This is a genomic window from Azospirillum himalayense, from assembly GCF_042657465.1.
Lineage (GTDB): Bacteria > Pseudomonadota > Alphaproteobacteria > Azospirillales > Azospirillaceae > Azospirillum > Azospirillum himalayense.
In genome coordinates this window covers 1-24,650 of the sequence record NZ_JBHSLC010000039.1, presented here as the reverse complement: position 1 = coordinate 24,650, position 24,650 = coordinate 1, and the positions used below count along the sequence as shown (strand labels likewise).

The following is a 24,650-nucleotide window of genomic DNA, read 5'->3' as shown; positions in this document are numbered from 1 at the left end:
CAGCCCGGCCTTTTCGTCTTCATGAAATGGGGCACTCCGCCCGACCGATGCCCGCCCGACCTATGAAAGCCCGTCTTGCCTTCCTGCTCGCCCTGCTGCCGGCCCTGCCGGCGGTGGCGGGCGACCTCGACACCCGGATCGGCGAGAAGCTGTTCCGGCGGATGTGGGTCAGCGCCCCGACGGTGACGCACGCTAACGACGGGCTGGGGCCGCTCTACGACGCCCGCTCCTGCGCCGCCTGCCATCCGGCAGCCCGCCAGGGGCGGCCGCCCGATCCCGATTCGCCGGACGACCGTGGCGTCGGCTACGCGCTGAAGCTCAGCGGCGACCCCGTCTATGGCCGGCAGATCCAGACCAACGCGGTGCTCGGCTTCGCCATCGAGGGCAAGCCGTCCCTGAGCTACCGCGAGGAGACGGTGCGCTTCCCCGACGGCGACACGGCGACGCTGCGCCGGCCGGTGGTGACCGTCACCGACCTCAATTACGGGCCGCTGGCCGAGGCGACGACCATCTCCGCCCGCATCGCCCCGTCCGTGCGCGGCATGGGCCTGCTGGAGCGCGTCCCCGAGGCCGACATCCTGGCCGGCGCCGATCCGGAGGACCGCGACGGCGACGGCATCGCCGGACGCCCCAACTGGGTGGCGCCGGAGGGCACGCGGCAACTCGGCCGCTTCGGCTGGAAGGCCGTCCACCCGACGCTGCACCGCCAGAATTCGGAGGCCTTCAGCCTCGACATCGGCATGTCGACCCCGGTCTATCCCGAGCCCTGGGGCGACTGCACCCCGGCGCAGACCGAATGCCGGAACGCCCCGCACGGCGACTCCCCGCAGTATGAAGGGCTGGAGATCCCCTCCACGGTGATCGGGCTGATCGACGGCTATCTGCGCACCCTGCCGCCCGACGGCGGGCTGGAGGCGCCGCGCGACACGGCGGGAAGCGCGCTGTTCGCCGCCACCGGCTGCGCATCCTGCCACCGCCCCTCCTTCACCACGGCGGAGGACGCGGCGCATCCCGCGCTGTCCCGCCGCACGATCTTCCCCTACAGCGACCTGCTGCTCCACGACCTGGGCGAGGATCTGGCCGACGGCGTGGCGATGGGCGAGGCGCGGGGCCGCGACTGGCGTACGACGCCGTTGTGGGGGCTGAAGCGGCTGGCCGATGCCGACGGCACACTGGCCCTGCTCCACGACGGGCGGGCGCGCAGCGTCACCGAGGCCATCCTGTGGCACGGCGGCGAGGCGGACAAGGCGCGCGGCGCCTTCATGGCCCTGCCGCGCGGCGACCGGGAAAAGTTGGTGCGTTTCGTTCTGGGGCTCTAAAGTCCACACGGTTTGAATGGCATAGGTGATGAGATGCAACGCCGCCGCATGATCGGCCTGATGTCGGCCGCCGCCCTGTCGATCCTCCTGCCGGGCCGCTTCGCCCTGGCGGCGCGGGAGCCGGCGGGAGACGCCGCCGTGCTGGGCGGTCTGGTCCGAACCCACGCCCTGCCGCGCTTCGACGCGCTGGCCGCCGCCGCCGGCATCTACGCGGAGCGGCTGGCCCAGTTCGCCGCGGCGCCGACGGTGGACGGGCTGGAGGGCTGCCGCGCCGCCCACCGCGCCGTCTACGACGCCTGGGCCGGCGTCCAGCATCTGCGCGCCGGGCCGCTGTCGACGGAGCTGCGCGCCGACCGCATCGCCTTCTGGCCGGAGCGGGCCGGGGTGGTGCAGCGCCAGATCCTCGCCATGCTGAAGGCCCGCGATCCGAAGCTGCTGGAGCCGGGCGGGCTGGCCCGCCAGAGCGCCGCGGTGCAGGGGCTGACCGCGCTGGAGCGGCTGCTGTTCGACGAGGGCGTCACCGCCGCGTCGTTCCAGGGCGACGAGGCCGGGCGCTTCCGCGGCGCGCTGGCCGCCGCGGTGGCGCAGAACGTCCTCACCATCACCCGCGAGGTCCGCGACGGCTGGAAGGCGCTGGAGGCGCCGCTGGCCGCCGGGGAGCCGACCGCGCTCGGCCCCGACGCCGGGTCGGCGGTCAACGTCCTCTTCACCGGGTCGCTCACCGCGCTGCAGGTGGTCGCCGACCAGAAGCTGCTGGCGCCGCTCGGCCCCAACGCCGGAGAGGCCAAGCCGGCGGTGGCCGAGGCGCTGCGCAGCGGCCAGTCGGCCCGCAACGTCCGCATCAACCTGGAAGCCCTGCGCGCCCTGATGCTGGGCGAGGGCGGCGGCCCCGGACTGACCGCGCTGCTGCCCGCCGGCGACGCCGGGGCCCAGGCCCGCCGCGCGCTGGAGGAGGGCTTCACCGCCGCGGTCCGCGCCGCCGAGGCGATCCCCGCGCCGATCAATGTCGCCGTCGCCGATCCGGCCAAGCGCAAGACCGTGGAAACCACCCTGCAACGGGCCAAGGACCTGCGCAACCTGCTGACCGGCACCGTCGCGCCGCTGCTGGACATCAGCATCGGCTTCAACGAACTGGATGGAGACTGAGCGATGGATGCGACCCGCCGGGGCACCCTGCTCTTAATCGGTGGCGGCCTGCTCGGCGCCCTCCTGGGGCCGGCGCGGGCGGAGACCGCGGGAGGCACGCTGTTCCTCAACGCCTACGCCACCGCGGCGGCATCGCCGGACTATGGCGTGGCGGCTCTGGACGGGGTGGGCGGGGTGCGCTTCACCACCCCGACGCCGGGCCGCGCCCATGGCGTCGTCCCGCACCCGACGCGGGCCGAGGCCGTCGCTTTCGCCCGCCGTCCGGGACGCTGGTTCATGCCGCTGTCCTTGGTTGACGGGCGCCCGGGGCCGGTGATCCGCGCGCCGGACGACCGCCGCTTCACCGGTCACGGCGCCTTCTCCACCGACGGGCGGCTGCTCTATGTGGCGGAGGACGACGTGCCGCGCGAGACCGGGTCGATCGGAATCTACGATGCGATGGACGGCTACCGCCGCGTCGGCGCCATGCCGACCCATGGGCTGGGGCCGCACGAGCTCCTGATGATCGCGGACGGCACGGTCCTGGCGGTCGCAAACGGCGGCGTCATCACCCACCCGGACACCGGTCGGGCCAAACTGAACCTCGACGAGATGGACTCCTCGATCACCTACGTCGAGGTGGCGAGCGGGAAGCTGCTCGACCAGGTCCGCCTGCCGGAGGAGCACGCGAATCTCGGCATCCGCCACATCGCCGCCCTGGCCGACGGCGGCATCGCCTTCGGCGCGCAGGACGAGCGGCCTGTCGGCATGCTCCAGCCGCTGACCGGCACGCACCGTCCGGGCGGCGGCGCGGTGCGCCTGTTCGAGACGCCGGACGACGAGCTGTCCCGCTTCGAGGGCTACATCGGCAGCGTCGCGGCCGACAAGGGCAAGGTCGCGGCCAGCTCGCCCAAGGGCGGCATCATCGGACTGTGGGACGACGCCACCGGCGCATGGCTGGGGTCGGGGGCGCTGCCCGACGGCTGCGGCATCGCCCCGGACGGCGACGGCTTCCTGGCGAGCAGCGGGCTGGGCAACCTCCGGACGGTCGGCGCGGCGCCGGACCTGCCGGGCGACGGGCTGCGGCTGGCCGACTTCCGGTGGGACAATCATATGACTCGTTTTGCCATATGACTCGTTTTGCCACCTGATGCGCCGTCCGTAAGTCCCCTATGAAAAAGCGCCGGGCGGCGGCCTGTACGGTGGCCCGCCGCCCGCCGTGCTGGTAGGCTTGGGATCACTGCCGCCAAGACACTGCCGCCGGACGCCATGATCGTCGATGAATATCTGGGGTTTCGCGCCGGGGACGAGGTTCTGGACCTTGCGGAGCTGACCGCCGGAACCGCGCGCATCAAGGAACTTCACCTCGTGCCCAGCGATTGGGCGAACGGGCCGACCGTCATCGCCGTGATGGTCAACGGCGCCGAGCGTTACGTCATCCAGCTCAAGAAGGTGCAGATCCACTCCGCGAAGGAGCCGGAGGTCCGGAACCGCCGCGTCATCCCCCTGCGCCGCGACCCGCACTGACCCGTTTCCCGATCTGGAGGGCGCCCCGTCGTGATTCGTGACTTCTGCCGGCCCGGACGGTCGGCGCTGGTGGCGACGGAGGCCGCGGTGGCCACCTCGCACCCGCTGGCGAGCGCGGCGGCGCTGGAGATCCTGGCGGCGGGCGGCAACGCCGTGGACGCGGCCATCGCCGCCGTCGCGGTGCAATGCGTGGTCGAGCCGCACATGACCGGCATCGGCGGCGATGCATTCGCCCTCTACGCCCCGGCGAACGGGGCGGTGGTCGCCCTGAACGGCAGCGGACGCGCGCCCGCCGCCGCGAGCGTGGAGCGCTTGGCCGGGCTGGGCGTTACCGGCGAGATCCCGCGCCACGGCGCCCACGCCGTCACCGTGCCGGGCGCCGTCGCCGCCTGGACGCGGCTGCACGCCGACCATGGGCGGCTGCCGCTCGACCGGGTCTTCCTCCGCGCCATCCGCTACGCCGAGGACGGCTACGGCGTCTCCCCGCGGGTGGCTCAGGACTGGGCGGCGGCGGCACCCCTGCTGGTGGCGGACGAGGGCTGCCGCGCCGTCTTCCTGCCCGGCGGCCGCGCGCCGCGCGCCGGGGAACGCCACGCCCAGCCGCTGCTCGGCCAACGGCTGCGGGACATCGCGGCGCACGGGGCGGCCGCCTTCTACACGGGGGCTACGGCGGACTCGCTGGTCGGCTTCCTGCGCGCGCGCGGCGGGCTGCACACGCTGGACGACTTCGCTGCGGCGCAGGACGGGGCGGAGTATGTGACGCCCATCGCCACCGACTACCGCAGCTACGAGATCCTGGAATGCCCGCCCAACGGCCAGGGCCTCGCCGCGCTGATGATCCTGAACGCGCTGGGCGGCTTCGACCTGTCGCCCTCGGTCGGCGACGCCGACCGCCACCATCTCCACGCCGAGGCGACCAAGCTCGCCTACCACCACCGCGACGTCCTGGTGGGGGAAGGCGGATCGGACGCCGCCGCGGCGCTGCTCTCGGCGGAAGCGACGGCGGCGCTGCGCCGCCGCATCGACCCGGCCCGCGCCCAGGCCCCCGCGCTGTGGACCGAGGCGGAGCACAAGGACACGGTCTGCCTCAGCGTGGTCGACCGCGACGGCAACGCCATTTCCTTCATCAACTCGATCTTCCACAGCTTCGGCAGCGTGCAGCTCGACCCGGCGACCGGCGTCCTCCTGCACAGCCGCGGCACCTCCTTCCGCCTGATCGAGGGGCACCCCAACGCCCTGGCGCCGCGCCGCCGCCCGCTGCACACCATCATCCCCGGCCTGATCCGCAAGGACGGGCGCGCGGTCTGCCCCTTCGGCGTGATGGGCGGCCATTACCAGGCGGCGGGGCACGGCGCCTTCGTGTCGGCGGTGCTCGACCGCGGTCTGGACGTCCAGACCGCCATCGACCAGCCGCGCAGCTTCGCCTTCAACGGCGTTCTGGAGATCGAGCCCACCGTGGCGGAGGACACCGCGGCGGAGCTGGCGCGCCGCGGCCACGCGGTGGTCCGCCGGGACGAGCCGATGGGCGGCGGGCAGGCGATCTGGATCGACCACGCGGCCGGCCTGCTGATCGCCGGCTCGGACCACCGCAAGGACGGCTGCGCCCTGGGATTCTGAAGGGGAATTCTGATGGGGGCGGCCGGGTGCGCCGCCCCCCTCGCGTCAGGCGCCCACCACCGGCTCCACCGCCGCGGCGATGGACAGCAGGCGGCGGTCTGCCCCCGCAGCACCCACCAGCATCAGGCCGCTGGGCAACTCGCCGGCGCGCTGCATCGGCAGGCTGATGGCGCAGCGGTCCAGGAAGTTGAACAGGGCGCAGTTGCGCAGCAGCAGCAGGTTCAGCCGGGTGAACGCCTCGTCCTCGGCGAAGGCGTCGATGCGCGGCGCCAGCAGCGGCACGGTGGGCATCAGCAGCGCGTCGTAATCCGCCGTGCTGCGGTCCGTGCGGGCGATCAGGTCGGCGCGGCGCAGGGTCACCTCGATGTAATCGGCGGCGCTCATGGTCTGGCCGCGCTCGATGCGGACGCGGACGCGGGGATCGTAGAGGTCGCCCTTCTCCGCCAGCAGCGCGCGGTGCCAGTGGGCCGCCTCCGCCGCGGGCAGCCCGCCCTTGGCGTTGGCCGGGCCGATTTCCGCCAGCTCCGCCATGGGAATCCCGACGATGCGCGCCCCGGCCTCGGACAGCCGGCGGCAGGCGGCGTCGAAGGCGGCGGCCACCGCGTCCTCCATGCCGTCCAGCACCACCGTCTGCGGCACGGCGAAGCGCAGCCCGGCCAGCCCGACCGGCGGCGGCACCCACTCCGCCTCGCCGGCCAGGACGGCGTCGGCGATGGCGCAGCATTCCACCGTGCGGGCGAGCGGCCCGATGGAATCCAGCGACCAGGACAGCGGCAGGGCGCCGCGCAGCGACACCCGGCGCTGCGTCGGCTTGAAGCCGACGATGCCGCACAGCGCCGCCGGGATGCGGATCGACCCGCCGGTGTCGGTGCCGAGCGCCAGCGGGACATGGCCGGCCGCCACCGACACCCCGGCGCCCGACGACGAGCCGCCGGGGATGCGCGCGGGATCGGCGGGGTTGCCGGGGGTGCCGTAATGCGGGTTGATGCCGACGCCGGAGAAGGCGAACTCCGTCATGTTGGTCCGCCCCACCACCACCGCCCCGGCGGCGCGCAGCCGGGCCACTGCGTCGGCGTCGCGGGCGGCGGGGGCGGCGCCCTCCAGCGCCCGCGACCCGGCCCGCGTGACGTGCCCGGCCTCGTCGAACAGGTCCTTGACCGAGATCGGCAGGCCGGCCAGCGGGGAGGGGCGCTGCCCGGCCCGGCGCAGCAGGTCCTGGGCGTCGGCCGCCGCGCGGGCTTGCTCGGCGTGCACGGCGGTGTAGGTCTTGCGCGCCTCCTCACCCCCGGCCGCGATGGCGGCGAGGGCGGAATCGACGAGCCGGCGGCTGGTGGTGGCGCCGTCGTCGAGCCGGCGGGACAGGGTGGCGATGGTGGGCGTCGTCATGGCGGGAACCGACCGGGTTTGAAGGAGGGAAGGGGCGTCATACGGCCGGCGCATGAACAGTTCCATGATCGGCCGGCCGTATGACCCTTTCGCACATGGCTGCGCCATGTGCTGTCGGGTTTGAACCGAAGGCGTTTGATGGAGGCCATCAAACGCCTTCGGTATCAGGCGTCGCCGGCCAGGGCGCGCAGTTCGGCCAGCCGGGCGGGGGCCAGTGGGATGCCGTCGCGCAGGGTGCGGACGCGGCGGGCGTAGCGGCGCTCGCCCGGCATGCGGTCCTGCCCCGCCTCCTTGACGTTCCCGATGAGGCCGGCGACGCGGTCGGCAAAGGCGCCGGTCCCGCCGCGCTCCGGGTCGATGACGATGAAGAGCTGGCCGGTGCAGGGCGTCTCGGCGCCGGGATGGGCCGACCAATCGACCTCGCGCGAGTATTTGCCGCCGGTCAGCGCCGCCGCCAGCACCTCGATCATGAAGGCGATGGAGCCGCCCTTGTGGCCGCCGAAGGGCAGCAGGGCGCCGCCGTCGAGAACGGCCCTGGGGTCGGTGGTCGGCTTGCCGTCGCGGTCCACGCCGGAGCCGGCGGGGATGGCGTGCCCCTCGCGCGCCGCGATGCGCACGTCGCCGTTGGCCATGGAACTGGCCGCCTGATCGAACACCATCGGGTCGCCGCCGGCCACCGGGGTAGCGAAGGCCATCGGGTTGGTGCCGTAGACTGCGGCCTTGCCGCCCGGCGGCACGACGCAGGCGAAGCTGTTGACGAAGGAGAGCGCCACCAGCCCCTCCCGCGCGAAGGGCTCGACATCCGGCCACAGGGCGCTGAAATGGTGGGAGTTGCGGATGGCCATCACGGCGACGCCGTTGTCGCGCACCATCTCCAGGAAGCGGTCACGGGCGGCCAGGAAGGCGGGCTGGGTGAAGCCGTTGGCGGCGTCGACGCGCAGGAAGGCGGGACCGGCCTCCTCCACCGTCGGTTCGGCCCGCCCGTCCACCCAGCCGCTCTTCAGCGAGCCGACATAGCCGGGGATGCGGAACACGCCGTGGCTGGTGGAGCCGTCGCGCTCGCAGGACGCGCAGTTCTCCGCCAGGATCGCCGCCACCCGCTCCGACGTGCCGTGGCGCAGGAAGATGCGCTCCAGCAGCGCCACCAGATCGGCGAAGGCGACCGGCGTTCCGGTTTCCGCGGTCTGGGCGAAGGCCGCGGCGGCGCGGCGGCTGGGGGTCTCGTCACTCATGCTCGTCCCTTCCGGTTCTCGTGTTCTTCTTGCGGGCGCCCCAGACTCTTGCCGGTCCGCTGGTCGCCGGGCGCACCATAGCGCGCGGCGGCGGGGCGGGTGAAAGGGAATGGCATCCGCGTGTCCGCAATCCGGCCCAGCGGGCGTTGGAATGAAGGGCTGGCTTCGTTCGTAATCCTGAATGTGCGTAAATATAACTAACTGACTTTGTTGGCGAATCGGGCAGCGGCGGGGAACCATGACGCCGCCGGGCCCGTTGTCTGGGGGCCTGCCGGCCGACGGCGCATCCGCCGGTCGTCCCGGTGCTCCGGCACGGAGGAGCGGCAAATTGCCGCGGCCATCGCCACGCGGGCGTGAAAGCGCGCGGAATCAGCCCTGCCATGCTTCCGGTGGGTGTTGACGGGCCGATGTTGCGGTGCACAATAAACAACGAACAGGTCGAGCCCATAAGGCGCTTGTCCTGGATCAAAGTCACGGACCTGCCTTCCTGTCAAACAGACGGGGACACGCGGACGCCGGTTGCAGCGGTTGAGTGTTTTGTAGAGGGACCACGATGCGCGATCATTCCAGCCGTCACGGTGATTCCGGTTTCGATTCCGGAGTCCTCTGGGGAACCTCCATCGCTGGCATCGCGCTGTCCGGCCTCATGGCGTTCACCTGGAATCCCGCGGATGCCTCATCGTCCGGGCCGGCCTCGGCCATCATCGATCGCGGCGCCCACCAGCTCGAACACGCCGCCTGCACGGAGGCGCTGTCCACCCTGCTGGCCCGCTTCCGCGACAACCCGGACGTTCTCTGGATTTGGGTGGAGCAGAGCGTTCCGACGGGCCATGGGCTGGTCATGCGGACCAAGGCCACCTCGGTGTCGCCCGATGCGCCGCGGCCCTACGCCTTCCGTCCCAACGCCGCCGTGAATCCGGAGCAGGCCTGCGGCTTCACCAGCAACTCGGTTCACGCGCTGTCGATGGGCGGCATCGCCCAGCCCTACGAGGTCACCGCTCCCGATCCCTGGAGCGTGGCCGGCGGCCCGTAAGGCGCCGAAAATCGCCGCGGGCGGTGTCTGGCCCGGACCTCAGGCCCGGGCGGCCCGCCGGATCTTCTTCTGGACATACATGGCGGCGTCGGCGGCGCGCAGCGCGTCGTCGGGCGTCGTGGTGCCGGGGTCGGCGCTGACCACCCCGACGCTCGCCCCCGGATAGTCGAAGGCGCAGCTGTCCAGGCGGTAGGCGCCGCGGATCAGCGGCTCCACCCGCTCGCGCAACGCGTCGGCGGCACCATCCCCCTCGGCACCGGGCGTGGCGCCCATGCCGATGATGATGAACTCGTCGCCGCCCAGCCGGCCCAGCGTGTCGCCCGCCCGCAGCCCCGCGCCGATGCGCCGCCCCACCTCGGTCAGGAACGCGTCGCCCGCCTCGTGCCCGTGGGTGTCGTTGATGGCCTTGAAGCCGTCCAGGTCGATGAAGCCGATCAACACGCTCTGGCCGGCCCGCTCCGCCATGGCGAACAGCCGGTGCAGTTCCGCGACCACGGCGCGCCGGTTCGGCAGGCCGGTCAGCGCATCGGTGTAGGAATAGGATTCCAGCGCCGCGTTCAATTCCCGGAACTGGGTCAGCAGCTGTTCGCGCTGGATGTGAAGGGCGATCAGCGAGGCGAACAGGCGCAGCACCTGCTCCCCCTTGGGGGTCAGCGGCTTGCGCTCCGAACTGGCGGCGCAGAGCGTGCCGAACAGGCTGCCGTCGTCGAGATGGACGGGCGTGCTGACATAGGTGCGGATGCCCAGCGCCGCCGCCGCCTCGGAGTCGCCCCAGCAGCCGGGCACGTCGTCGGTGTAGAGCTTCCCCTCGTCGAGCGCCCGCTTGCACAGCGTGCCCTCCCACGGAACGGCCAGCCCTTCGGGAATGGTCAAGGTCTTGGTGTTGCAGGAGAAGAGGATGCGCTGGATGCCGTGCTCCAGCTCGATCCGGGTGAGGTAGGTGGCCTCCAGCTCCGTCACCAGTTCCAGAAGCGACAGCAGGGGCCGAGTCAGCTCCTCCACCGTCTTCGCCGACGAAAGAGTGTCTGTAAGTTGTGCAAACAGTTCGTCGGCCATGGGTTCAACCACTCTAAAAACAACCGCTCAAACCCGCATCGCGTGCAGGAGCGCAGCGTCATGTCCAATCACGGGAATTTTATCAAGCTTCATACTAACGAATGGCCTATGGCTTAGGCAACGGTTGAATGATTTCACGCCTATGACGGTGCTGTCGGGCTCTATAAGGGCCTTGTGCCGAAAAATTCCGCATGGTGGCGTTTGACCGGGCAGGCCGTCGCGGAGTAACCCTTGCCGCGCAACCACCGACACGGGAACCGCAGTTCATGACAGCCCCGCGCGACCGGGTGCTGGACGTCCACGACCGTCCGCCCCCGGCCACCTTCCTTCTGCTCAGCCTCCAGCATCTGTTCGCCATGTTCGGCGCCAACGTGCTGGTGCCGATCCTCACCGGTCTCGACCCGTCGGTGGCGCTCGTCACCAGCGGTCTGGGCACCCTGATCTATCTGGCCTTCACCAAGTGGCGGCTGCCCGCCTATCTGGGCTCCTCCTTCGCCTTCATCGGCCCGATCGTCGCCGCCACCCAGATCGGCGGGACCGGCGGCGCGCTGGTCGGGGCCTGCGCGGCGGGGGCCGTCTATGTGGCCGTCGCCCTGCTCATCCGCGCCTTCGGCGTGCGCTGGCTGCTGGCCATTCTGCCGCCCATCGTCGTCGGGCCGGTGATCGTGGTGATCGGCCTCGGCCTCGCCTCGGTCGCCGTGGGCATGGCGCAGAACACCGCGGGCGGCGGCGAGTACAGCCTGCCGCACTTCCTGCTGGCGCTGGCGACGCTGGGCAGCATCTTCCTCTACTCCATCGTGCTGCGCGGCTTCTTCACGGTGGTGCCGATCCTGCTGGGCATCCTGACCGGCTATGTCCTGGGCGTGGTCTTCGGCATGGTCGACTTCGGACCAGTCGCCGCCGCGCCCTTCCTGCGGATGCCCGACTTCCACCTGCTGTTCTCCGGCATGAAGGAGGGCGTCTCGGCCTGGGCGATGATCCTGCTGGTGGCGCCGGTGGCGCTGGTCACCATCGCCGAGCACATCGGCGGGCAGATCGTGCTGAGCCGCGTCGTCGGCCGCAACTTCATCGCCGATCCCGGCCTGCACCGCTCGGTGTTCGGCGACGGCGTGGCGACCATGGTGGCGGGCGCGCTGGGCGGTCCCCCGGCGACGACCTACGGCGAGAACATCGGCGTGCTGGCGGTGACCCGCGTGTTCAGCGTGTGGGTGATCGGCGGCGCGGCGACGCTCGCCATCATCCTGGGCTTCGTGGGCAAGCTGTCGGCCTTCCTGTCGAGCATTCCCACGGCGGTCATGGGCGGCGTGTCCATCGCCCTGTTCGGCGTCATCGCCTCCTCGGGCATCCGCACGCTGATCGAGGGCAAGGTCGATCTGGGCGACAAGCGCAACCTGCTGATCTCCTCGACCATCCTGGTGATCGGCATCGGCGGGGCGTCGCTGAAGTTCGGCGACGGCGGCTTCGTCGTCTCCTCGATGGCGCTGTCGGCGCTGATGGGCGTCGTCCTGAACGCGGTCCTGCCGGGCCGCGGCACCGGCGGCGATGCCGAGGCCATCCTGTCCTCCGACCACATCTGAGCAACCGGATCGCGGCCGGCCAAGGCGGAGTCCCCCCGGGGGCTCCGCTTTTTTATTCCCCGACCTTTTTACTTCTCTGCTTGGCCCATCAGGATCGCGTCGATCCGCCCGACCAGCTCGTCGATCCGGTAGGGCTTGGCCAGCACCGGGATGCCGGTGGCGCGGGCGATGTCCTCGCTGTAGCCGGTCGCCAGGATGACCGGCAGGCTCGGTCGCCGCTCGCGGGCTTCGCGGGCCAGGTCGATGCCGCTCATTCCACCGGGCATCACCACGTCGCTCAGCAGCACGTCGACCCCGTCGTCCGCCAGATGGGGCAGCGCCTCCTCGGCGTTTGCGGCGGACAGCACGGCGAACCCGGCGTCCTCCAGCGCGGTGCTGACGGTCATGGCGACGATGGGATCATCCTCCACCACGAGGACGCGGCCGTGGCGCCGTGCGCCAACCGACGGCGGCACGATGGCGGCGGGAAGGGCGGGCTCCACCGCCGGAGCCACGCCGGAGCGCCGAAGCAGCAGATGGACCGTCGTGCCGTGGTCCGGCGCGCTGTCGATCCAGGCGGTGCCGCCGGCCTGCCGGGCGAGGCCGTAGACCTGGGCCAGCCCCAGCCCCGTCCCCTTGCCGAGGTCCTTGGTCGTGAAGAATGGCTCGAAGGCGCGGGCGGCCACCGCGGCGGGCATGCCGGAGCCGGTGTCCGACACCGACAGGTGCAGGAATTCGCCCTCCACCCCCCGCGGATCGCCGGGCGCAAACACGCTGTTGACCGCCTCCACCGTCAGTTGCCCGCCGGACGGCATGGCGTCGCGCGCGTTGACGGCGAGGTTGATGACCGCCAGCTCGAACTGGGTCGGGTCGACCTCGACGGGCCAGAGATCGTCGCCGAGGCGGAGGTCCAGCGCGATGTCGGCGCGCAGCGCCCGCTCCAGCAGGGCCGACATGGCGAGCACCCGGTCGCGCACGCCGATGGATTCCGGGCGCAGGCTGTCGCGCCGGGCGAAGGCCATGAGCTGCTGCACCAGCTTGGCCCCGCGCCCCACCGCCTGCTGCCCGGCGTCGAGCAGGGCATGGACCTGCGGCTCCCCGGTGCGGCGCCCGATCATCGACAGGCAGCCTTCCAGCGCCTGGAGCAGATTGTTGAAGTCGTGGGCCACGCCGCCGGTCAACTGGCCGACCGCCTCCATCTTCTGGGCCTGGCGAAGCTGGTCCTCGGTTTGCCGCAGGGCGGCGTCGGCCTCCTTCTGGGCGGTGATGTCGCGGCCCACGGCGTGGATGAAGCGGTCGTCCGGCACGGCGACCCAGGACAGCCAGAGATAACGCCCGTCCTTGTGGCGGTAGCGGTTCTCGAAGCGCGGCGTGGTGTGACCGGCGCCCAGCCGCGCCGCCTCGGCCCGCGTGCGCTCCAGATCGTCGGGATGCACGAAGTCGAAGAAGTTGCGCGCCGCCAGCTCTTCTTCCGTCCAGCCCAGCAGGCTGGTCCAGGCCGGATTGACGGCGTGGATGGTGCCGTCGAAGCGCGCCACCAGCATGACGTCGGTGGACAGGCGCCACATGCGGTCGCGGTCGGCGGTGCGTTCGGCGACGCGCTGCTCCAGCGTTGCGTTCAGGACGCGCAGCGCGTCCTCGGCCCGCTTGGCCTCGGTGACGTCGCTGCCTTCGCAGAAGATCCCGGTCACCCGCCCGACGGCGTCCTTGATCGGCTGGTAGATGAAGGTGATGAAGCGTTCCTCCGCCGGCGCGCCGGGGTGGCGGGCGACGCGCACCGGCAGGGCGTGCCCGACGAAGGGCTTCCCGCCGTCGTACACGCGGCCCAGCAGCTCGAAGAAGCCCTGCCCGGCGACCTCCGGCATGGCCTCGTGCACCGGCTTGCCGATCAGGGGGCGGTTGCCGACCAGTTGCCGGTAGGAGTCGTTGGCCAGTTCGAACACATGGTCCGGGCCGCGCAGCACGCACATGAAGTTGGGCGACTGCCGGAAGAGGGCGCGCATCTGCTCCCCCTCCGCGGCCAGCCGGGCGTTGGCATGGTGCAGCGATTCCTCCGCCTGGGCGCGCTCCAGAGCCGACCATGTGCGCTCCGCCACCTCCTCCACCAGCCGCACCTCATCCGGGTGCCAGTGCCGGGGCTTCCGGTCATGGACGTAAAGGGCGGCGACCATCCGCCCGTTCTTCACCAGGCTGGTGGTGATGGCGGAGGCGATGTTCAGCCCGGCGAAGGCGGCCTGACGGTCCGGCGCAGCGCAGCGCGGGTCCGTAGCGGCGTCGTGGATGGTCAGCGTCCCGCCGCTGCGCAGCGTGTCCAGAAGCTCCGGCCCGAAGCTCAGCAGGTCATGGGTGCCGGCCTGATGGTCGACGCTGCCGTCGGTCCAGTTCCGCTCCGTCGTGAAGAAACGGGCGGTTTCGTCCACCACGCCGTAACCGACGCGGCTGACCCCCAGATGACGGCCCAGAGCCTCCTCCGCCGCCGCGGCCACCGCGAACGGGTTGGAGAGCTGGCGCAGCCGGGCCTCCAGCTTCAGATGGAAGTCGGTGCGCCGGGCGGCGAGCACCTGCGAGGTCGTCTCGATGGCGGCGCAGAACATCCCCGGGATGCGCCCGTCCTCGCCCCGCACCGGGGTGTAGGAGAAGGTGAACCAGGCGTCCTCGCGGAAGCCCCGGCGCTCCATCGGGATCAGCAGATCCTCGTACCAGGACGCCTCGCCGGACAGCGTGCGGTCGACCAGCGGCTTGATCTGGGGCCAGATGTCCCACCACACCTCGGCGAAGGGACGGCCGAGCGCTTCCGGATGCTTGGCTCCGAAGATCGGCACGTAGCCGTCGTTGTAGAGGAAAGACAGCTCCGGCCCCCAGGCCACGAACATGGCCTGCCGGGAGGACAGGACGACGCTGACGATGGTGCGCAGGCTCTGCGGCCAGCCCTCCGGCGGTCCGAGCGCCGTGGACGCCCAGTCGTGGGAGCGCATCCGCTCTCCCATCTCGCCCCCGCCGGACAGGAAATCCAGGTCGCCACCGAGCACCGGCAGATCCGTCATGCGACGGCTCCGCGGGTTTTGCTCGGTATGGGGGTTTGAATTCCGGGGCTGCTATCGTCGGTCGTGGCTTTCATCGAGCTTTCGGGCCGAGGCGAGGTTGCGTCTGGTGTCTTAACACACAACGCCCGGAAAGATAGCTCGTCGAAGGGCCGTTTTCCCTAACCGTTCCGGCTGATGCGGCCTCCGCGCCACGGTGCGGAGGCCGTCATCTACTCCGCCGCGAAGCCCTGCGCCTGGAGTTGCCACAGGGAGTTGAAAAGTCCGCCGCGCCGCCGCAGCTCCGTGGGGTGGCCGTCCTCGGCGATGCGGCCGTCCACCAGGACCAGGACGCGGTCGAAGGCCGACACGGTGGACAGGCGGTGCGCCACCGCGACCACCGTCCGCCCCTGGGCCAGATCGGCCAGCGCCGCCTGGATCTCCTGCTCCGACTGGGTGTCGAGGGCGGAGGTCGCCTCGTCGAGGATCAGGATCGGCGCGTTCTTCAGGAAGGCGCGGGCGATGCCCAGCCGCTGCCGTTGCCCGCCCGACAGCCGCACGCCGCGTTCGCCGACCAGCGTGCCGTAGCCCTCCGGCAACTGGCGGATGAAGGCGTCGCAGTAGGCGTGGCGGGCGGCCTCGAACACCTCCTCGTCGCTGGCGTCGGGGCGGCCGTAGCGGATGTTCTCCAAGATCGGGCGGTGGAACAGCGCGATGTCCTGCGGCACCACGGCGATCTTGGCCCGCAGGTCGTCCTGGGCGAGCGCGGTCAGCGGCTGGCCGTCGATGAGAATGTCGCCGCGCTGCACGTCGTCCAGCCGCTGGATCAGGCTGATGATGGTGGACTTGCCGGCCCCCGACGGCCCGACCAGCCCGACCTTCTGCCCGGCCGGGATGATCAGGCTGAAATCCTCCAGCACCTTGCGCCCTTCGGGATAGCGGTAGGAGACCCGCTCGAAGGCGATGGCGCCGCCTCCGGGCTTGGCGGGCTCGGCCGGCGCGGGGTCGAGCACGTCGTGCGGGCGGGCGATCACCCGCAGGCTTTCGTCGATGGCGCTGACCTGCTGGGTGGCGGTGACCAGCGCGAAGGCGAGGTCGCGGGAGCCGTGCAGGATGCGGAAGGTCAGGGCGCTGACGATCACCACGTCGCCGGTGGTGATCGTGCCGTCCCGCCACAGCAGCAGCGCCCACAGCAGCATCGACCCGGCCATCACCCACAGGCAGATGTCATGGACGACGCGGGTCTTCTCCAGATGCATCCAACTGCGGCGGTGCGCCCCGGCCTCCACCGTGAAGGCCTGCCGCAGGCGCTCGCGCTCCCGCCCGCGGGCGGAGAAGGCCTTCACCGTCCAGACGTTGGACACCACGTCGACCAGTTCGCCGTTGGTGCGGGCGGATTGCTCGGCGAAGGCGTGGTGCACCGTCCGCCCGCGCAGCCCCAGCCCGACGATGGCGACGGCGACCACCACGGCGAACATCACCAGCGCCGCCGCCATCCCCCAATGGATGGTCAGCAGCACCAGCACCGCCCCCAGGAAATCGGTGACCGGCGGGACGATGCTCCAGGTCAGGGTGCGGAAGATGGTGGTGGCGGCGTTCTCGGTGGCGGCGATGCGGTTGCCGAGCGACCCGGCCAGATGCTCCGAGAAGTAGCGCATCGAATGGCCGGTCAGGTGCCGGAACAGGTCCAGCCGCATGTCGACGCCGGTCGCCAGCACCGTCCGGCAGCCGAGCCAGCCGCCCAGCCGCCACAGCACATTCTCCGCCGCGATGAAGCCCAGGAAGAGCCCGAGCGGAGTCCAGACGTCCGCCGCCGCCCGGTCGGGGGAGGCCATGGCGTCGATCAGCAGCTTCATCCCGTACTGCACGGCGACCGCGCAGCCCGCCGCCGCCACGATCACCGAGAACAGCCCGCCGAAGGACCAGGGCCGCCGCCGGATGTAGCGCAGCAGGAAGCGGCCGGGACGGTCCGGGATGGTGTCCGTGTTGGAACCGCTCATTGAGCCGCCTGGAGTTCCGGCCGGCCGAACTGCGGCTGGCCGAGCAGCGCGCCGACGCGGGCCTGAGCGCGCTCCAGGGCGGCGGCCAGCGGCTGATACAGGCAGCGCCCGCCATCCTCGTCGCACAGGCCGTAGAGCCCGGTCTCGCAATGGCGGTCGTTGGCCCAGCCGGGATAGTCGAGGATCGGGTAGAGGCAGACGCCCTCCACCGGCACATCGGCCTTCAAGGCCGTGATCACCTCCCCCGTCACATAGTCGAGCCAGGGCACGCGGGCGTCGCTCTCGGCGCCGGTCTCGGCCACCAGGACCGGGCGGCCGTAGCGCCGGTGCACCTCCGCCAGGATGTCGGCGAAGGGACGGTAGCGCGGGTCGTCGCGCCCGATGGTGCCGCCCTTCAGGAACCACTGGTTGTCGGAGTAGTAGTTGACCCCGATGACGTCCAGATACTCCGGCTTGCCGCCCAGCCCCGGCCAGGCGTGGCCGCCGATCATGTCCCACGCCTCGTACTGGGCCAGCCGGGCCTCCTCCGCGGCCCCGGCGTCGCCCTTGCGGTCGGGGCGGGGCAGCACGTTGATGACCGGATCGACCTGGACGATGCGGGCGCGCGGGTCGGCGGCGCGGATCGCGTCGATGGCCGCGATGCTGGCGCGGACGAGCTGGTGCTTGAGTTCGGCCCCGCGGCGCTCGGCCATCGGGTTGAAGCGCTTCATGTCGCCGCCGGCCCAGGCCCAGTAGGAGATTTCATTGACTGGGCAGTAGGCTGGCGCCGTCACGCCCTCGTCGCGCAGCAGGGCGGCGGCGGACCCGGCGAAGCGGGCGAAGCGCTCCACGAAGGCGGGGCGCCAGATGTCGATGTCGTCCGGCCAGCCGTAATGGCAGAGGTCCCAGATCACCTGGACCCCGGACTCCCGCGCCGCCCGGACCATGGGCAGCAGGCTGGACCAGTCGTAGTGGCCCGGCGTGGTCTCGATGAGGTGCCAGCGCACGCCGTCGCGCACGCTGCGCAGGCCGTGCGCGGCCATGCGTTGATAGTCCTGCGCGGCCAGCCGGTCGTGGCCGGTCGCCGCGATCAGGTCCAACCGGCGCCCGTCATGCCGCCGGTGCGTCGAGCATTCGAAGCCGCCGAGGAAGACGCTGTCGAACAGTGTGGGGGTGTGCATGGGGGTGCTCTGTGTTTTTTTGGCGTTCGAGGTGTGCGGAGTCTTGCCCCCTCCCTAACCCTCCCCCGCTCTCGCAGGGGAGGGGATTAAGCTCCCTCCCCTGCGAGAGCGGGGGAGGGCCGGGGTGGGGGCAAGGGTGCGCCTAATCCCCCATCCCCGCGACCCGCACCTCCCGCTCCGCGCCCAGCGAGCCGAAGGCCCGCGCGGCGGCGGCGAGACCGCGGCTCTGCTGCTCCTCCTTCTCCAGGCGGGCGTAGACCGCCAGAGCCTGCGCCACCACCTGATCCATGTTGTAGTAGCGGTAGGTGCCGAGCCGGCCCAGGAAGATCACGTCCGGCGTGTTGTCGGCCAGCGCCTGGTACTTGCGGAACAGCTCCTGGTTCTCCGGACGGGGGATCGGGTAGTAGGGATCGCCCTGAGCGGAAGGGTACTCGTAGGTGATGCTGGTCTTCGGGTGCCGCTGCCCGGTCAGGTGCTTGTACTCGGTGACGCGGGTGTAGGGCACCCCCTCCGACGGCTCGTTCACCACGGCGACTGGTTGGAACCACTCCCGGTCGACCGTCTCGTGCCGGAAGGTCAGGGAGCGGTAGGGCAGCTTGCCGAAACGGTGGCCGAAATACTCGTCGATCGGGCCGGTGAAGACGATGCGGTCATAGGCGATCTCGTCGCGCACGTCGTCGAAATCGGTGTTCAGCATCACCTTGATGTTCGGGTGGTCGAGCATGCTCTCGAACATCCGCGTGTAGCCGTTCAGCGGCATCGCCTGGAAGCTGTCGCCGAAATAGCGGTCGTCGTCGTTGGTTCGCGTCGGCACCCGCGCCGTCACCGCCTTGTCGAGCTGCGACGGGTCGAGGCCCCACTGCTTGCGGGTGTAGCCGCGGAAGAACTTCTCGTACAGCTCCCGCCCGACCGCGCCGACCACCACGTCCTCCGAGGTGCGGACGTCGGCGGCCGGTTCCGCGCGGCTCTTCAGGAAGGCGGCGACGCCGGCCTCGTCGAGGTCCAGCCCATACAGTTGGTTGACCGTCGTCCGGTTGATCGGGATGGGGACGAGCCGCTCGTCCACCCGCGCCAGGACGCGGTGCTCGTAGGGGCGCCACTTGGTGAAGCGCGACAGATAGTCGGCGACCGGCTTGGCGTTGGTGTGGAAGATGTGCGGGCCGTAGCGGTGGATCAGCACGCCCGCGTCGTCGTAGTGATCGTAGGCGTTGCCGCCGATGTGCGGGCGCCGGTCGATCAGCAGGACGCGCTTGTTCAGCCCCGCCGCCAGACGCTCCGCCAGCACGCTGCCGGCGAAGCCCGCCCCGACGATCAGATAGTCGAAGCCGGAACGGCGGCCGGCGGCGCGCCCGTTGACGTGCTTCGCCGGATGAATGGCCGGATGGTGGATGGCCGACGCCGGGCGATGGGCCGGCGGCGCGGCGCGCCCGCGCTGGCGGGCCTGCTCCATCAGCGTCTTCATGCAGCCCTGGGTCTTGTCCCAGGACATGTCGCGCAGGACATGGTCGGCGGTGGCGCGCAGCCGTTCCGGGTCGGCGGCGTCGGCCAGGGCGGCCGCGACGGCGGCGACGAAATCCTCCGGCGCGTCGGCGATGCGCACGACGCCGCTGTCGCCATAGCCGCGCACCACGTCGGTGATCGAGGTGGAGACGACCGGGCGCCCGGCGGCCAGATATTCCGGCGTCTTGGTCGGGCTGATGAAGCGGGTGGACTCGTTGCGCGCGAAGGGCATCAGGGCGACGTCCCAGCCCGCCAGATAGTGTGGCAGGTCGTCGTAGCTCTTCGGGCCGAGATAATGGATGTTCGGACGGTGGGGCAGGTCGGCCGGGTCGATCTTCACCACCGGGCCGACCAGGACGAACTGCCAGTCGGGCCGGGCCGCGGCGGCGGCGTCGAGCAGGGCGATGTCCAGCCGCTCGTCGATGACGCCGTAGAAGCCGAGCCGCGGGTGGGGGATGGCCGCCTGATCGGCGGGCTCCTCGACGATGCCGCGGGCGGCGGCGAAGTGGGCGACGTCGACGCTGCTGGGGAAGGCATGGGCGTTGGGGTGCAGGGTGCGCTTGGCCTCGTAGAGGCTGACGCCGCCGGTGAACACCACGTCGGCCCGCGCCATCAGTTGACGCTCGCGCTCGACCAGCTCCGGCGGGGCGCCGTGGAAGGCCGACAGCTCGTCCATGCAGTCGTAGACCACCAGCGCCCCGCGCAGATGGCCGGACAGGCCGAGGCTCATCGGCGTGTAGTACCAGAGGATCGGATCGGTCACCCCCTCCTCGGCCAGATAGCGGTCGAGCAGCTGGCGCTGGGCGGTCACGGCCGCCTCGCCGTCCATGCCGGCGGGCAGGCGGGGCACCAGAACGAGGACGCCCTCATCCTCGCGCACGTCCAGCCAGGGCTCGGGCGTGTCGTTGTGGATCGGCTCCTCGACGAACAGCACGCGGTGGTCGCGCGCGAATCGCGACATAAGATGTTGTGGACGCTGATAAACGAAGCTCCAGCGCAGATGCGAGAAGCAGATCAGGGTTTGCGAGGGCTGGGTGGTGAACTCGGAGTGTGGAGAGTCGGCGGTCGGACGTGTTCTTTTTCGGTTTCTGCCGATTGGGAACTGGTGTTGGCCGGCCCAACTCATGTTTCCATCCTCTCTTCAATGACGTGTCGTCGGGTTGCCGCCGGGGAATTCGCCACGAATACAGTGGATTTTTGCGGCGCAGCGGAATGGCGTCGAAAACCGGAAACCAATAACGTGGTCGGCAGGGGTGGGTTCCGTGACAGAAATGCGCTGCGGAAACGGTTCCCCGATTTTTCAACGCTCGTTCTTTTGCGTCGGGTTGGCTGAGGTAAGCGCATATTTCAGCGGGCGGGGGTGGTATCTGGGGAAGACTGCGCGTCTTCAGTGCGTTTCGACGCGCGCGGATACGGTGATGTTTCTCTCTCTTCACTCGACCTGTGCGGGTCCCGTCTTTCGGAAATTAATGCGCATTACGGATTTTCCGTTCATAGTGCATTCAAGGAGTCGGGGAAGTTTGGAAGGAGACGAGGGATGTGCCGAATTTTTGCCGGTCAGGACCCGGAGCGCTTCCGCATGGTAACCCGGCGGGTCCGCCTCAGCGGTCATTCCACGAGCGTCTGTCTGGAAGCGGCCTTCTGGAACGCGCTGGAGGAAATCGCGGCGATGCAGGGCGTCTCTCTGGGTCGCTTCTTGTCAAAGTTGCACGACGAAGTCTTGGCCCGCGGGGTGGAGCGGCGCAATTTCGCCGGCCTGCTGCGCTGCGCCTGCCTGACCTACGCCCAGGAAGTGAAGGGCCACCGCCCCTGCGTGGAGGAGCTGGAGCGGGAGGCGCGCACCGATTTCGCCGCGGTGGCCGCCGCCGGTCTTCCGGCGCGGATTCCGGCCGCCGTCACCACTCCGGAAAAAGAACGCGAGACGGCCTGAGCGCAAAAGAGAGCCCCCCTCCTCCGTCCGGAAGAGAGGGGCTGTAATCCGCGAAGCGTCCCGAATAATGGGACAGAACAGCGATCAGATCGCGTTCTTGGCCATTTGGCCGGCGATGTAGTCGGCTTGCCGCAGCGCCAGCGCGACGATGGTCAGGGTGGGATTTTCGGCCCCGCCCGTGGTGAACTGCGAGCCGTCGGAGACGAACAGGTTCGCCACGTCGTGGGTCTGGCCCCACTTGTTCACCACGCCGTCGCGCGCCTTCTCGCTCATCCGGTTGGTGCCCAGATTGTGGGTGGATGGGTAGGGCGGCGTCGGGAAGCTGCGGGTCGCCCCCACCGACTCATAGAGGGCCATGCCCTGCCGGTAGGCGTGCTGGCGCATGGCGACGTCGTTGGGGTGGTCGTCGAAATGGACGTTGGGGACGGGCATCCCGTGCTTGTCCTTCTTGTCGGCGTGCAGGGTGATGCGGTTGCTTTCCTGTGGCATGTCCTCGCCGACCAGCCACATGCCGGCCATATGGTCGTAGCCGTCGAGCGCCGAGGTGAATTCCCGCCCCCAGGCGCCGGGGTCGAGGAAGGCGGCCATGAAGGGCAGGCCGAGCGACAGGGTTTCCATCTCGTACCCGCCGACGAAGCCGCGGTCGGGCTTGTTCTTCGCCTCGTCGCGGATGATGCCGGCCATGGTGGTGCCGCGGTGCATGCGCACCGGCTTCTCGAACACACCGTAGACCGAGCCGGTCATGTGCCGCATGTAGTTCCGCCCCACCTGGCCGGAGGAGTTGGCGAGACCGTCCGGGAACAGGGAGGATGCGGAGTTCAGCAGCAGGCGGGGGCTTTCGATGGAGTTGCCGGCCACCGCGACGATGCGGGCCTTCTGGCGCTGGATCGCCCCGTCCTTGTCGGCGTAGACGACGCCGGTCACCTTGCCCTTGGCGTCATGCTCGATCTTCAGCACCTGGGCGTTGGCGCGGACCTCCAGCTTGCCGGTCTCCTCGCCCTTGGGGATCTCGGCGATCAGGGTCGACCATTTCGCCCCGGACTTGCAGCCCTGGAAGCAGAAGCCGATCTGCTGGCAGGAGCCGCGCCCGTCGCGGGGCTCCGAGTTGATGGCCATGTTGCCGGTGTGGCACTCCGTGTAGCCCATCTTGTCGGCGCCGGCCTTCAGGACCTTGAAGTTGTTGTTGCCGGGCAGGCCGGGGATGCCGTTGGTGCGGGTGACGCCCATGCGGTCCTCCGCCTTGGCGTACCAGGGCTCCAGCTCCTCCAGCGTGATCGGCCAGTCCAGCAGGTTGGCGCCGGCGACCTCGCCGTAGGCGGTGCGCGTCTTGAACTCGTGCGGCTGGAAGCGCAGCGCCGCACCCGCCCAATGCACGGTGGAGCCGCCGACCGCCTTGACGATCCAGGCCGGCAGGCCGGGGAAGTCGCGCGACACCCGCCAGCTTCCCGAGGTGGTGCGCGGGTCGAGCCAGGAGATCTGGGCGAAGCTGGCCCATTCGTCGTTCTGGAAATCCTCCATGTTGTGGCGGCCGCCGGCTTCCAGGATCACCGTCTTGATGCCCTTCAGCGCCAGTTGGGTGCCCAGCGTGCCGCCGCCCGCCCCGGAGCCCACGATCACCACGACGCTGTCGTCGTTCAGGTCGAATTTCGCTGCCATGGCTGAAACATCCTTCCTGAGACGGTGGTCAGAGCCACTCGATGTCGTTGAATCCGCGGTCGATGTAGCCGCCCTTGGCCGCGCTCTCGCCCTCGTAGCCGAAGAGCGGCCAGACCTCCTGGTTGTTGTAGATCCCGGTGACCAGCCCGCCGCGCACCGTCTGGAAGAAGGGATCGGCCTCGATCTCGTGCAGCAGGCGGACCCGGTCGGCCTCCCAGCCGACCTCCGCGTAGGGCGCGTCGTGCTTGGCCTTGGCCAGCCGGTCGAGCTTCGCCATGCCGGACTCGTACAGCTCCTTGAGCGCGGCGTCGGCGGCGGCCTTCTCGTCCTGCGCCTTCATGGCGACGGCGTAGAAGCGGTCGGCGAGCCGGTCGTGCGGGTAGATGTCCCGCGACACCCGGATCAGCGAGCGCATGGTGTCGGGCGCCAGCGCCTTGGTTTCGTACCCCCAGGCCTCGCGCGGGCAGAGGATCGCCCCGCCCGACACCAGGATGGCCGTCGCCGCGGCGGCGGTGGCCGAGGCCGCCAGGAAGGCGCGCCGGTGCATGGTGGAATTCGGGGCGGGTTTTGCTGTTGTGCTCGTCGGAGAACGCATGGCTTCCTCCCAAGACCGATTATGATTTTTGCTTCGAGGGGGCCGCGCCTGTGTCAGCGGTAGCGGCCGTGGCGCTGCAGGACCTCGATCTTGTAGCCGTCGGGGTCCTGGACGAAGAAGAAGCGGGCCATCAGCGCGCCGTCCCGCGCGAACTCCTTGATCGGGTTGGGGCTGTAGCCGAGCGCGGTGAAGCGCCGGTGCTCCCCGTCCAGATCATCGACGCAGACGGCCAGATGGCCGTAGCCGTCGCCGTGGGCGTAGGGTTCGCTGCGGCCGTGGTTGATGGTCAGCTCGATCTCGAAGTCGTTTTCGGCGTTGCGCAGATAGACCAGGGTGAAGCCGTCGAAGGCGTAGCGGTCGGCGATTTCCAGGCCGAACGCGCGGGCGTAGAAGTCCCGCGACCGCTCCTCGTCGAGGACCCGGATCATCATGTGGATGGCCTTGGCCATGGGGGCTGGCTCCGTTCCGGTTGGTGACTCCAGCATGAATGTTAGTTGGACGGATTGTTGGTGTGGCAGTAAGTATCTACTACAGGCCGGACGCGAAGGGGGTAGCCCCGATGGTGGTTTTTCTCCCTCCTTCCGGGACGGCTCTTGGGCCGTGATGGCGTATCCTCATGGCCTCGAAAAGGAGATTGCCATGCGACACGGGATGGGCCGAACCGTCGCCGCGGCGGGCCTCGCCACGCTGGTGCTTATGGCCGCACCGGTGACCCAGGCCGCGTCGCCAACATCGGAGGGGCGGGCGGAGTGGCGTGGCTGGCTGTCCGACAGCGCGGGTGGGCTGCGCGACGGGGCGGAGCGCGCGATCATCCTCGGCGGCGCCCTGCTGTACCAGAACCGGCACACGGTGGCGGGGCTGACGCTCGGCTGTCTGGCCGGCGGGGCGGTGGGGGCGACGGGGGCCGTCGCGGCGGGCGCGCCGGCCGGCGGCGCCGC

At 70.5% G+C, this 24,650-nt stretch carries 18 protein-coding genes and 1 pseudogene; 9 read left to right on the top strand and 10 right to left on the bottom strand.

The window, feature by feature from the left end; genetic code table 11:
• The first annotated feature begins 62 nt into the window (after positions 1 to 62).
• The 5 genes from ACFPMG_RS19085 to ACFPMG_RS19065 all read left to right on the top strand — a co-directional run bounded on the left by ACFPMG_RS19085 (position 63) and on the right by ACFPMG_RS19065 (position 5,588).
• On the top strand, positions 63 to 1,319 hold the full coding sequence (locus ACFPMG_RS19085) for a di-heme oxidoreductase family protein (protein ID WP_376996653.1): 1,257 nt from the start codon (positions 63 to 65) through the stop codon (positions 1,317 to 1,319).
• 33 nt (positions 1,320 to 1,352) lie between these two features.
• A complete protein-coding gene (locus ACFPMG_RS19080) occupies positions 1,353 to 2,465 on the top strand; it encodes an imelysin family protein (protein ID WP_376996652.1) in 1,113 nt (370 codons plus the stop codon).
• Between the two features lie 3 nt (positions 2,466 to 2,468).
• Positions 2,469 to 3,578: a DUF1513 domain-containing protein gene (locus ACFPMG_RS19075; protein ID WP_376996651.1), complete on the top strand. Its 1,110-nt coding sequence runs from the start codon at positions 2,469 to 2,471 to the stop codon at positions 3,576 to 3,578.
• Positions 3,579 to 3,713: 135 nt separating this feature from the next.
• Positions 3,714 to 3,971 carry a hypothetical protein gene (locus ACFPMG_RS19070; protein ID WP_376996650.1) on the top strand — a complete coding sequence of 86 codons (258 nt, stop codon included), beginning with the start codon at positions 3,714 to 3,716 and terminating at the stop codon, positions 3,969 to 3,971.
• A gap of 30 nt (positions 3,972 to 4,001) precedes the next feature.
• Complete coding sequence (locus ACFPMG_RS19065) at positions 4,002 to 5,588, top strand: gamma-glutamyltransferase family protein (protein WP_417281709.1); 1,587 nt, start codon at positions 4,002 to 4,004, stop codon at positions 5,586 to 5,588.
• A gap of 45 nt (positions 5,589 to 5,633) precedes the next feature.
• Here the strand turns inward: ACFPMG_RS19065 and ACFPMG_RS19060 are convergent, their stop codons facing one another.
• Both ACFPMG_RS19060 and ACFPMG_RS19055 read right to left on the bottom strand, forming a co-directional pair.
• Entirely contained in the window at positions 5,634 to 6,974 is a 1,341-nt protein-coding gene (locus ACFPMG_RS19060) for an amidase (protein WP_376996649.1), read from the bottom strand.
• A gap of 164 nt (positions 6,975 to 7,138) precedes the next feature.
• Positions 7,139 to 8,206: an Ldh family oxidoreductase gene (locus ACFPMG_RS19055; protein WP_376996648.1), complete on the bottom strand. Its 1,068-nt coding sequence runs from the start codon at positions 8,204 to 8,206 to the stop codon at positions 7,139 to 7,141.
• A gap of 553 nt (positions 8,207 to 8,759) precedes the next feature.
• Between ACFPMG_RS19055 and ACFPMG_RS19050 the strand changes: the two genes are divergently transcribed.
• Complete coding sequence (locus ACFPMG_RS19050; protein ID WP_376996647.1) at positions 8,760 to 9,239, top strand: hypothetical protein; 480 nt, start codon at positions 8,760 to 8,762, stop codon at positions 9,237 to 9,239.
• A gap of 39 nt (positions 9,240 to 9,278) precedes the next feature.
• Here the strand turns inward: ACFPMG_RS19050 and ACFPMG_RS19045 are convergent, their stop codons facing one another.
• On the bottom strand, positions 9,279 to 10,295 hold the full coding sequence (locus ACFPMG_RS19045; protein ID WP_376996646.1) for a sensor domain-containing diguanylate cyclase: 1,017 nt from the start codon (positions 10,293 to 10,295) through the stop codon (positions 9,279 to 9,281).
• A 266-nt stretch (positions 10,296 to 10,561) separates the two neighbouring features.
• Here ACFPMG_RS19045 and ACFPMG_RS19040 point away from each other — a divergent pair, with 266 nt between their 5' ends.
• A complete protein-coding gene (locus ACFPMG_RS19040) occupies positions 10,562 to 11,872 on the top strand; it encodes a solute carrier family 23 protein (RefSeq protein WP_114860497.1) in 1,311 nt (436 codons plus the stop codon).
• A gap of 68 nt (positions 11,873 to 11,940) precedes the next feature.
• On the opposite strand, the gene ACFPMG_RS19035 is transcribed toward ACFPMG_RS19040, so the two are convergent.
• The 4 genes from ACFPMG_RS19035 to glf all read right to left on the bottom strand — a co-directional run bounded on the left by ACFPMG_RS19035 (position 11,941) and on the right by glf (position 20,492).
• Positions 11,941 to 14,895 (bottom strand): PAS domain-containing protein, encoded by a 2,955-nt coding sequence (locus ACFPMG_RS19035; protein ID WP_376996645.1) that lies wholly within the window; start codon positions 14,893 to 14,895, stop codon positions 11,941 to 11,943.
• 209 nt (positions 14,896 to 15,104) lie between these two features.
• Positions 15,105 to 16,871 carry an ABC transporter ATP-binding protein gene (locus ACFPMG_RS19030; protein ID WP_376996644.1) on the bottom strand — a complete coding sequence of 589 codons (1,767 nt, stop codon included), beginning with the start codon at positions 16,869 to 16,871 and terminating at the stop codon, positions 15,105 to 15,107.
• Complete coding sequence (locus ACFPMG_RS19025; RefSeq protein WP_376996643.1) at positions 16,868 to 18,031, bottom strand: beta-glucosidase; 1,164 nt, start codon at positions 18,029 to 18,031, stop codon at positions 16,868 to 16,870. The genes ACFPMG_RS19030 and ACFPMG_RS19025 overlap by 4 nt, the downstream gene beginning before the upstream one ends.
• 142 nt (positions 18,032 to 18,173) lie before the next feature.
• Positions 18,174 to 20,492 (bottom strand): UDP-galactopyranose mutase, encoded by a 2,319-nt coding sequence (glf, locus tag ACFPMG_RS19020; RefSeq protein WP_376996642.1) that lies wholly within the window; start codon positions 20,490 to 20,492, stop codon positions 18,174 to 18,176.
• 576 nt (positions 20,493 to 21,068) lie between these two features.
• On the opposite strand from glf, the gene ACFPMG_RS19015 reads away from it, so the two are divergent.
• Entirely contained in the window at positions 21,069 to 21,461 is a 393-nt protein-coding gene (locus ACFPMG_RS19015) for a ribbon-helix-helix domain-containing protein (RefSeq protein WP_376996641.1), read from the top strand.
• 84 nt (positions 21,462 to 21,545) lie between these two features.
• Here the strand turns inward: ACFPMG_RS19015 and ACFPMG_RS19010 are convergent, their stop codons facing one another.
• Genes ACFPMG_RS19010 through ACFPMG_RS19000 form a run of 3 tightly spaced genes read right to left on the bottom strand, consistent with a single transcriptional unit; the run spans position 21,546 to position 24,161 of the window.
• Positions 21,546 to 23,117: a GMC family oxidoreductase gene (locus tag ACFPMG_RS19010; protein ID WP_376996640.1), complete on the bottom strand. Its 1,572-nt coding sequence runs from the start codon at positions 23,115 to 23,117 to the stop codon at positions 21,546 to 21,548.
• A 28-nt stretch (positions 23,118 to 23,145) separates the two neighbouring features.
• The gene (locus tag ACFPMG_RS19005; protein WP_376996639.1) at positions 23,146 to 23,712 is read right to left on the bottom strand and encodes a Twin-arginine translocation pathway signal; all 567 of its coding nucleotides are present in this window, start codon (positions 23,710 to 23,712) and stop codon (positions 23,146 to 23,148) included.
• 53 nt (positions 23,713 to 23,765) lie between these two features.
• Positions 23,766 to 24,161 carry a VOC family protein gene (locus ACFPMG_RS19000; RefSeq protein WP_376996638.1) on the bottom strand — a complete coding sequence of 132 codons (396 nt, stop codon included), beginning with the start codon at positions 24,159 to 24,161 and terminating at the stop codon, positions 23,766 to 23,768.
• Positions 24,162 to 24,351: 190 nt separating this feature from the next.
• On the opposite strand from ACFPMG_RS19000, the pseudogene ACFPMG_RS18995 reads away from it, so the two are divergent.
• Positions 24,352 to 24,650 (top strand): annotated as a pseudogene (locus tag ACFPMG_RS18995) (hypothetical protein); the annotation flags it as partial.

Excerpts from the sequence above, each read along its gene's own strand:
- ACFPMG_RS19025 (WP_376996643.1), bottom strand. The coding sequence starts at position 18,031 with ATGCACACCCCCACACTGTTCGACAGCGTCTTCCTCGGCGGCTTCGAA.
- ACFPMG_RS19045 (WP_376996646.1), bottom strand. The coding sequence starts at position 10,295 with ATGGCCGACGAACTGTTTGCACAACTTACAGACACTCTTTCGTCGGCG.
- ACFPMG_RS19080 (WP_376996652.1), top strand. The coding sequence starts at position 1,353 with ATGCAACGCCGCCGCATGATCGGCCTGATGTCGGCCGCCGCCCTGTCG.
- ACFPMG_RS19015 (WP_376996641.1), top strand. The coding sequence starts at position 21,069 with ATGTGCCGAATTTTTGCCGGTCAGGACCCGGAGCGCTTCCGCATGGTA.
- ACFPMG_RS19070 (WP_376996650.1), top strand. The coding sequence starts at position 3,714 with ATGATCGTCGATGAATATCTGGGGTTTCGCGCCGGGGACGAGGTTCTG.
- ACFPMG_RS19005 (WP_376996639.1), bottom strand. The coding sequence starts at position 23,712 with ATGCGTTCTCCGACGAGCACAACAGCAAAACCCGCCCCGAATTCCACC.
- ACFPMG_RS19075 (WP_376996651.1), top strand. The coding sequence starts at position 2,469 with ATGGATGCGACCCGCCGGGGCACCCTGCTCTTAATCGGTGGCGGCCTG.
- ACFPMG_RS19055 (WP_376996648.1), bottom strand. The coding sequence starts at position 8,206 with ATGAGTGACGAGACCCCCAGCCGCCGCGCCGCCGCGGCCTTCGCCCAG.
- glf (WP_376996642.1), bottom strand. The coding sequence starts at position 20,492 with ATGTCGCGATTCGCGCGCGACCACCGCGTGCTGTTCGTCGAGGAGCCG.
- ACFPMG_RS19035 (WP_376996645.1), bottom strand. The coding sequence starts at position 14,895 with ATGACGGATCTGCCGGTGCTCGGTGGCGACCTGGATTTCCTGTCCGGC.
- ACFPMG_RS19085 (WP_376996653.1), top strand. The coding sequence starts at position 63 with ATGAAAGCCCGTCTTGCCTTCCTGCTCGCCCTGCTGCCGGCCCTGCCG.
- ACFPMG_RS19010 (WP_376996640.1), bottom strand. The coding sequence starts at position 23,117 with ATGGCAGCGAAATTCGACCTGAACGACGACAGCGTCGTGGTGATCGTG.
- ACFPMG_RS19050 (WP_376996647.1), top strand. The coding sequence starts at position 8,760 with ATGCGCGATCATTCCAGCCGTCACGGTGATTCCGGTTTCGATTCCGGA.
- ACFPMG_RS19060 (WP_376996649.1), bottom strand. The coding sequence starts at position 6,974 with ATGACGACGCCCACCATCGCCACCCTGTCCCGCCGGCTCGACGACGGC.
- ACFPMG_RS19030 (WP_376996644.1), bottom strand. The coding sequence starts at position 16,871 with ATGAGCGGTTCCAACACGGACACCATCCCGGACCGTCCCGGCCGCTTC.
- ACFPMG_RS19000 (WP_376996638.1), bottom strand. The coding sequence starts at position 24,161 with ATGGCCAAGGCCATCCACATGATGATCCGGGTCCTCGACGAGGAGCGG.
- ACFPMG_RS19040 (WP_114860497.1), top strand. The coding sequence starts at position 10,562 with ATGACAGCCCCGCGCGACCGGGTGCTGGACGTCCACGACCGTCCGCCC.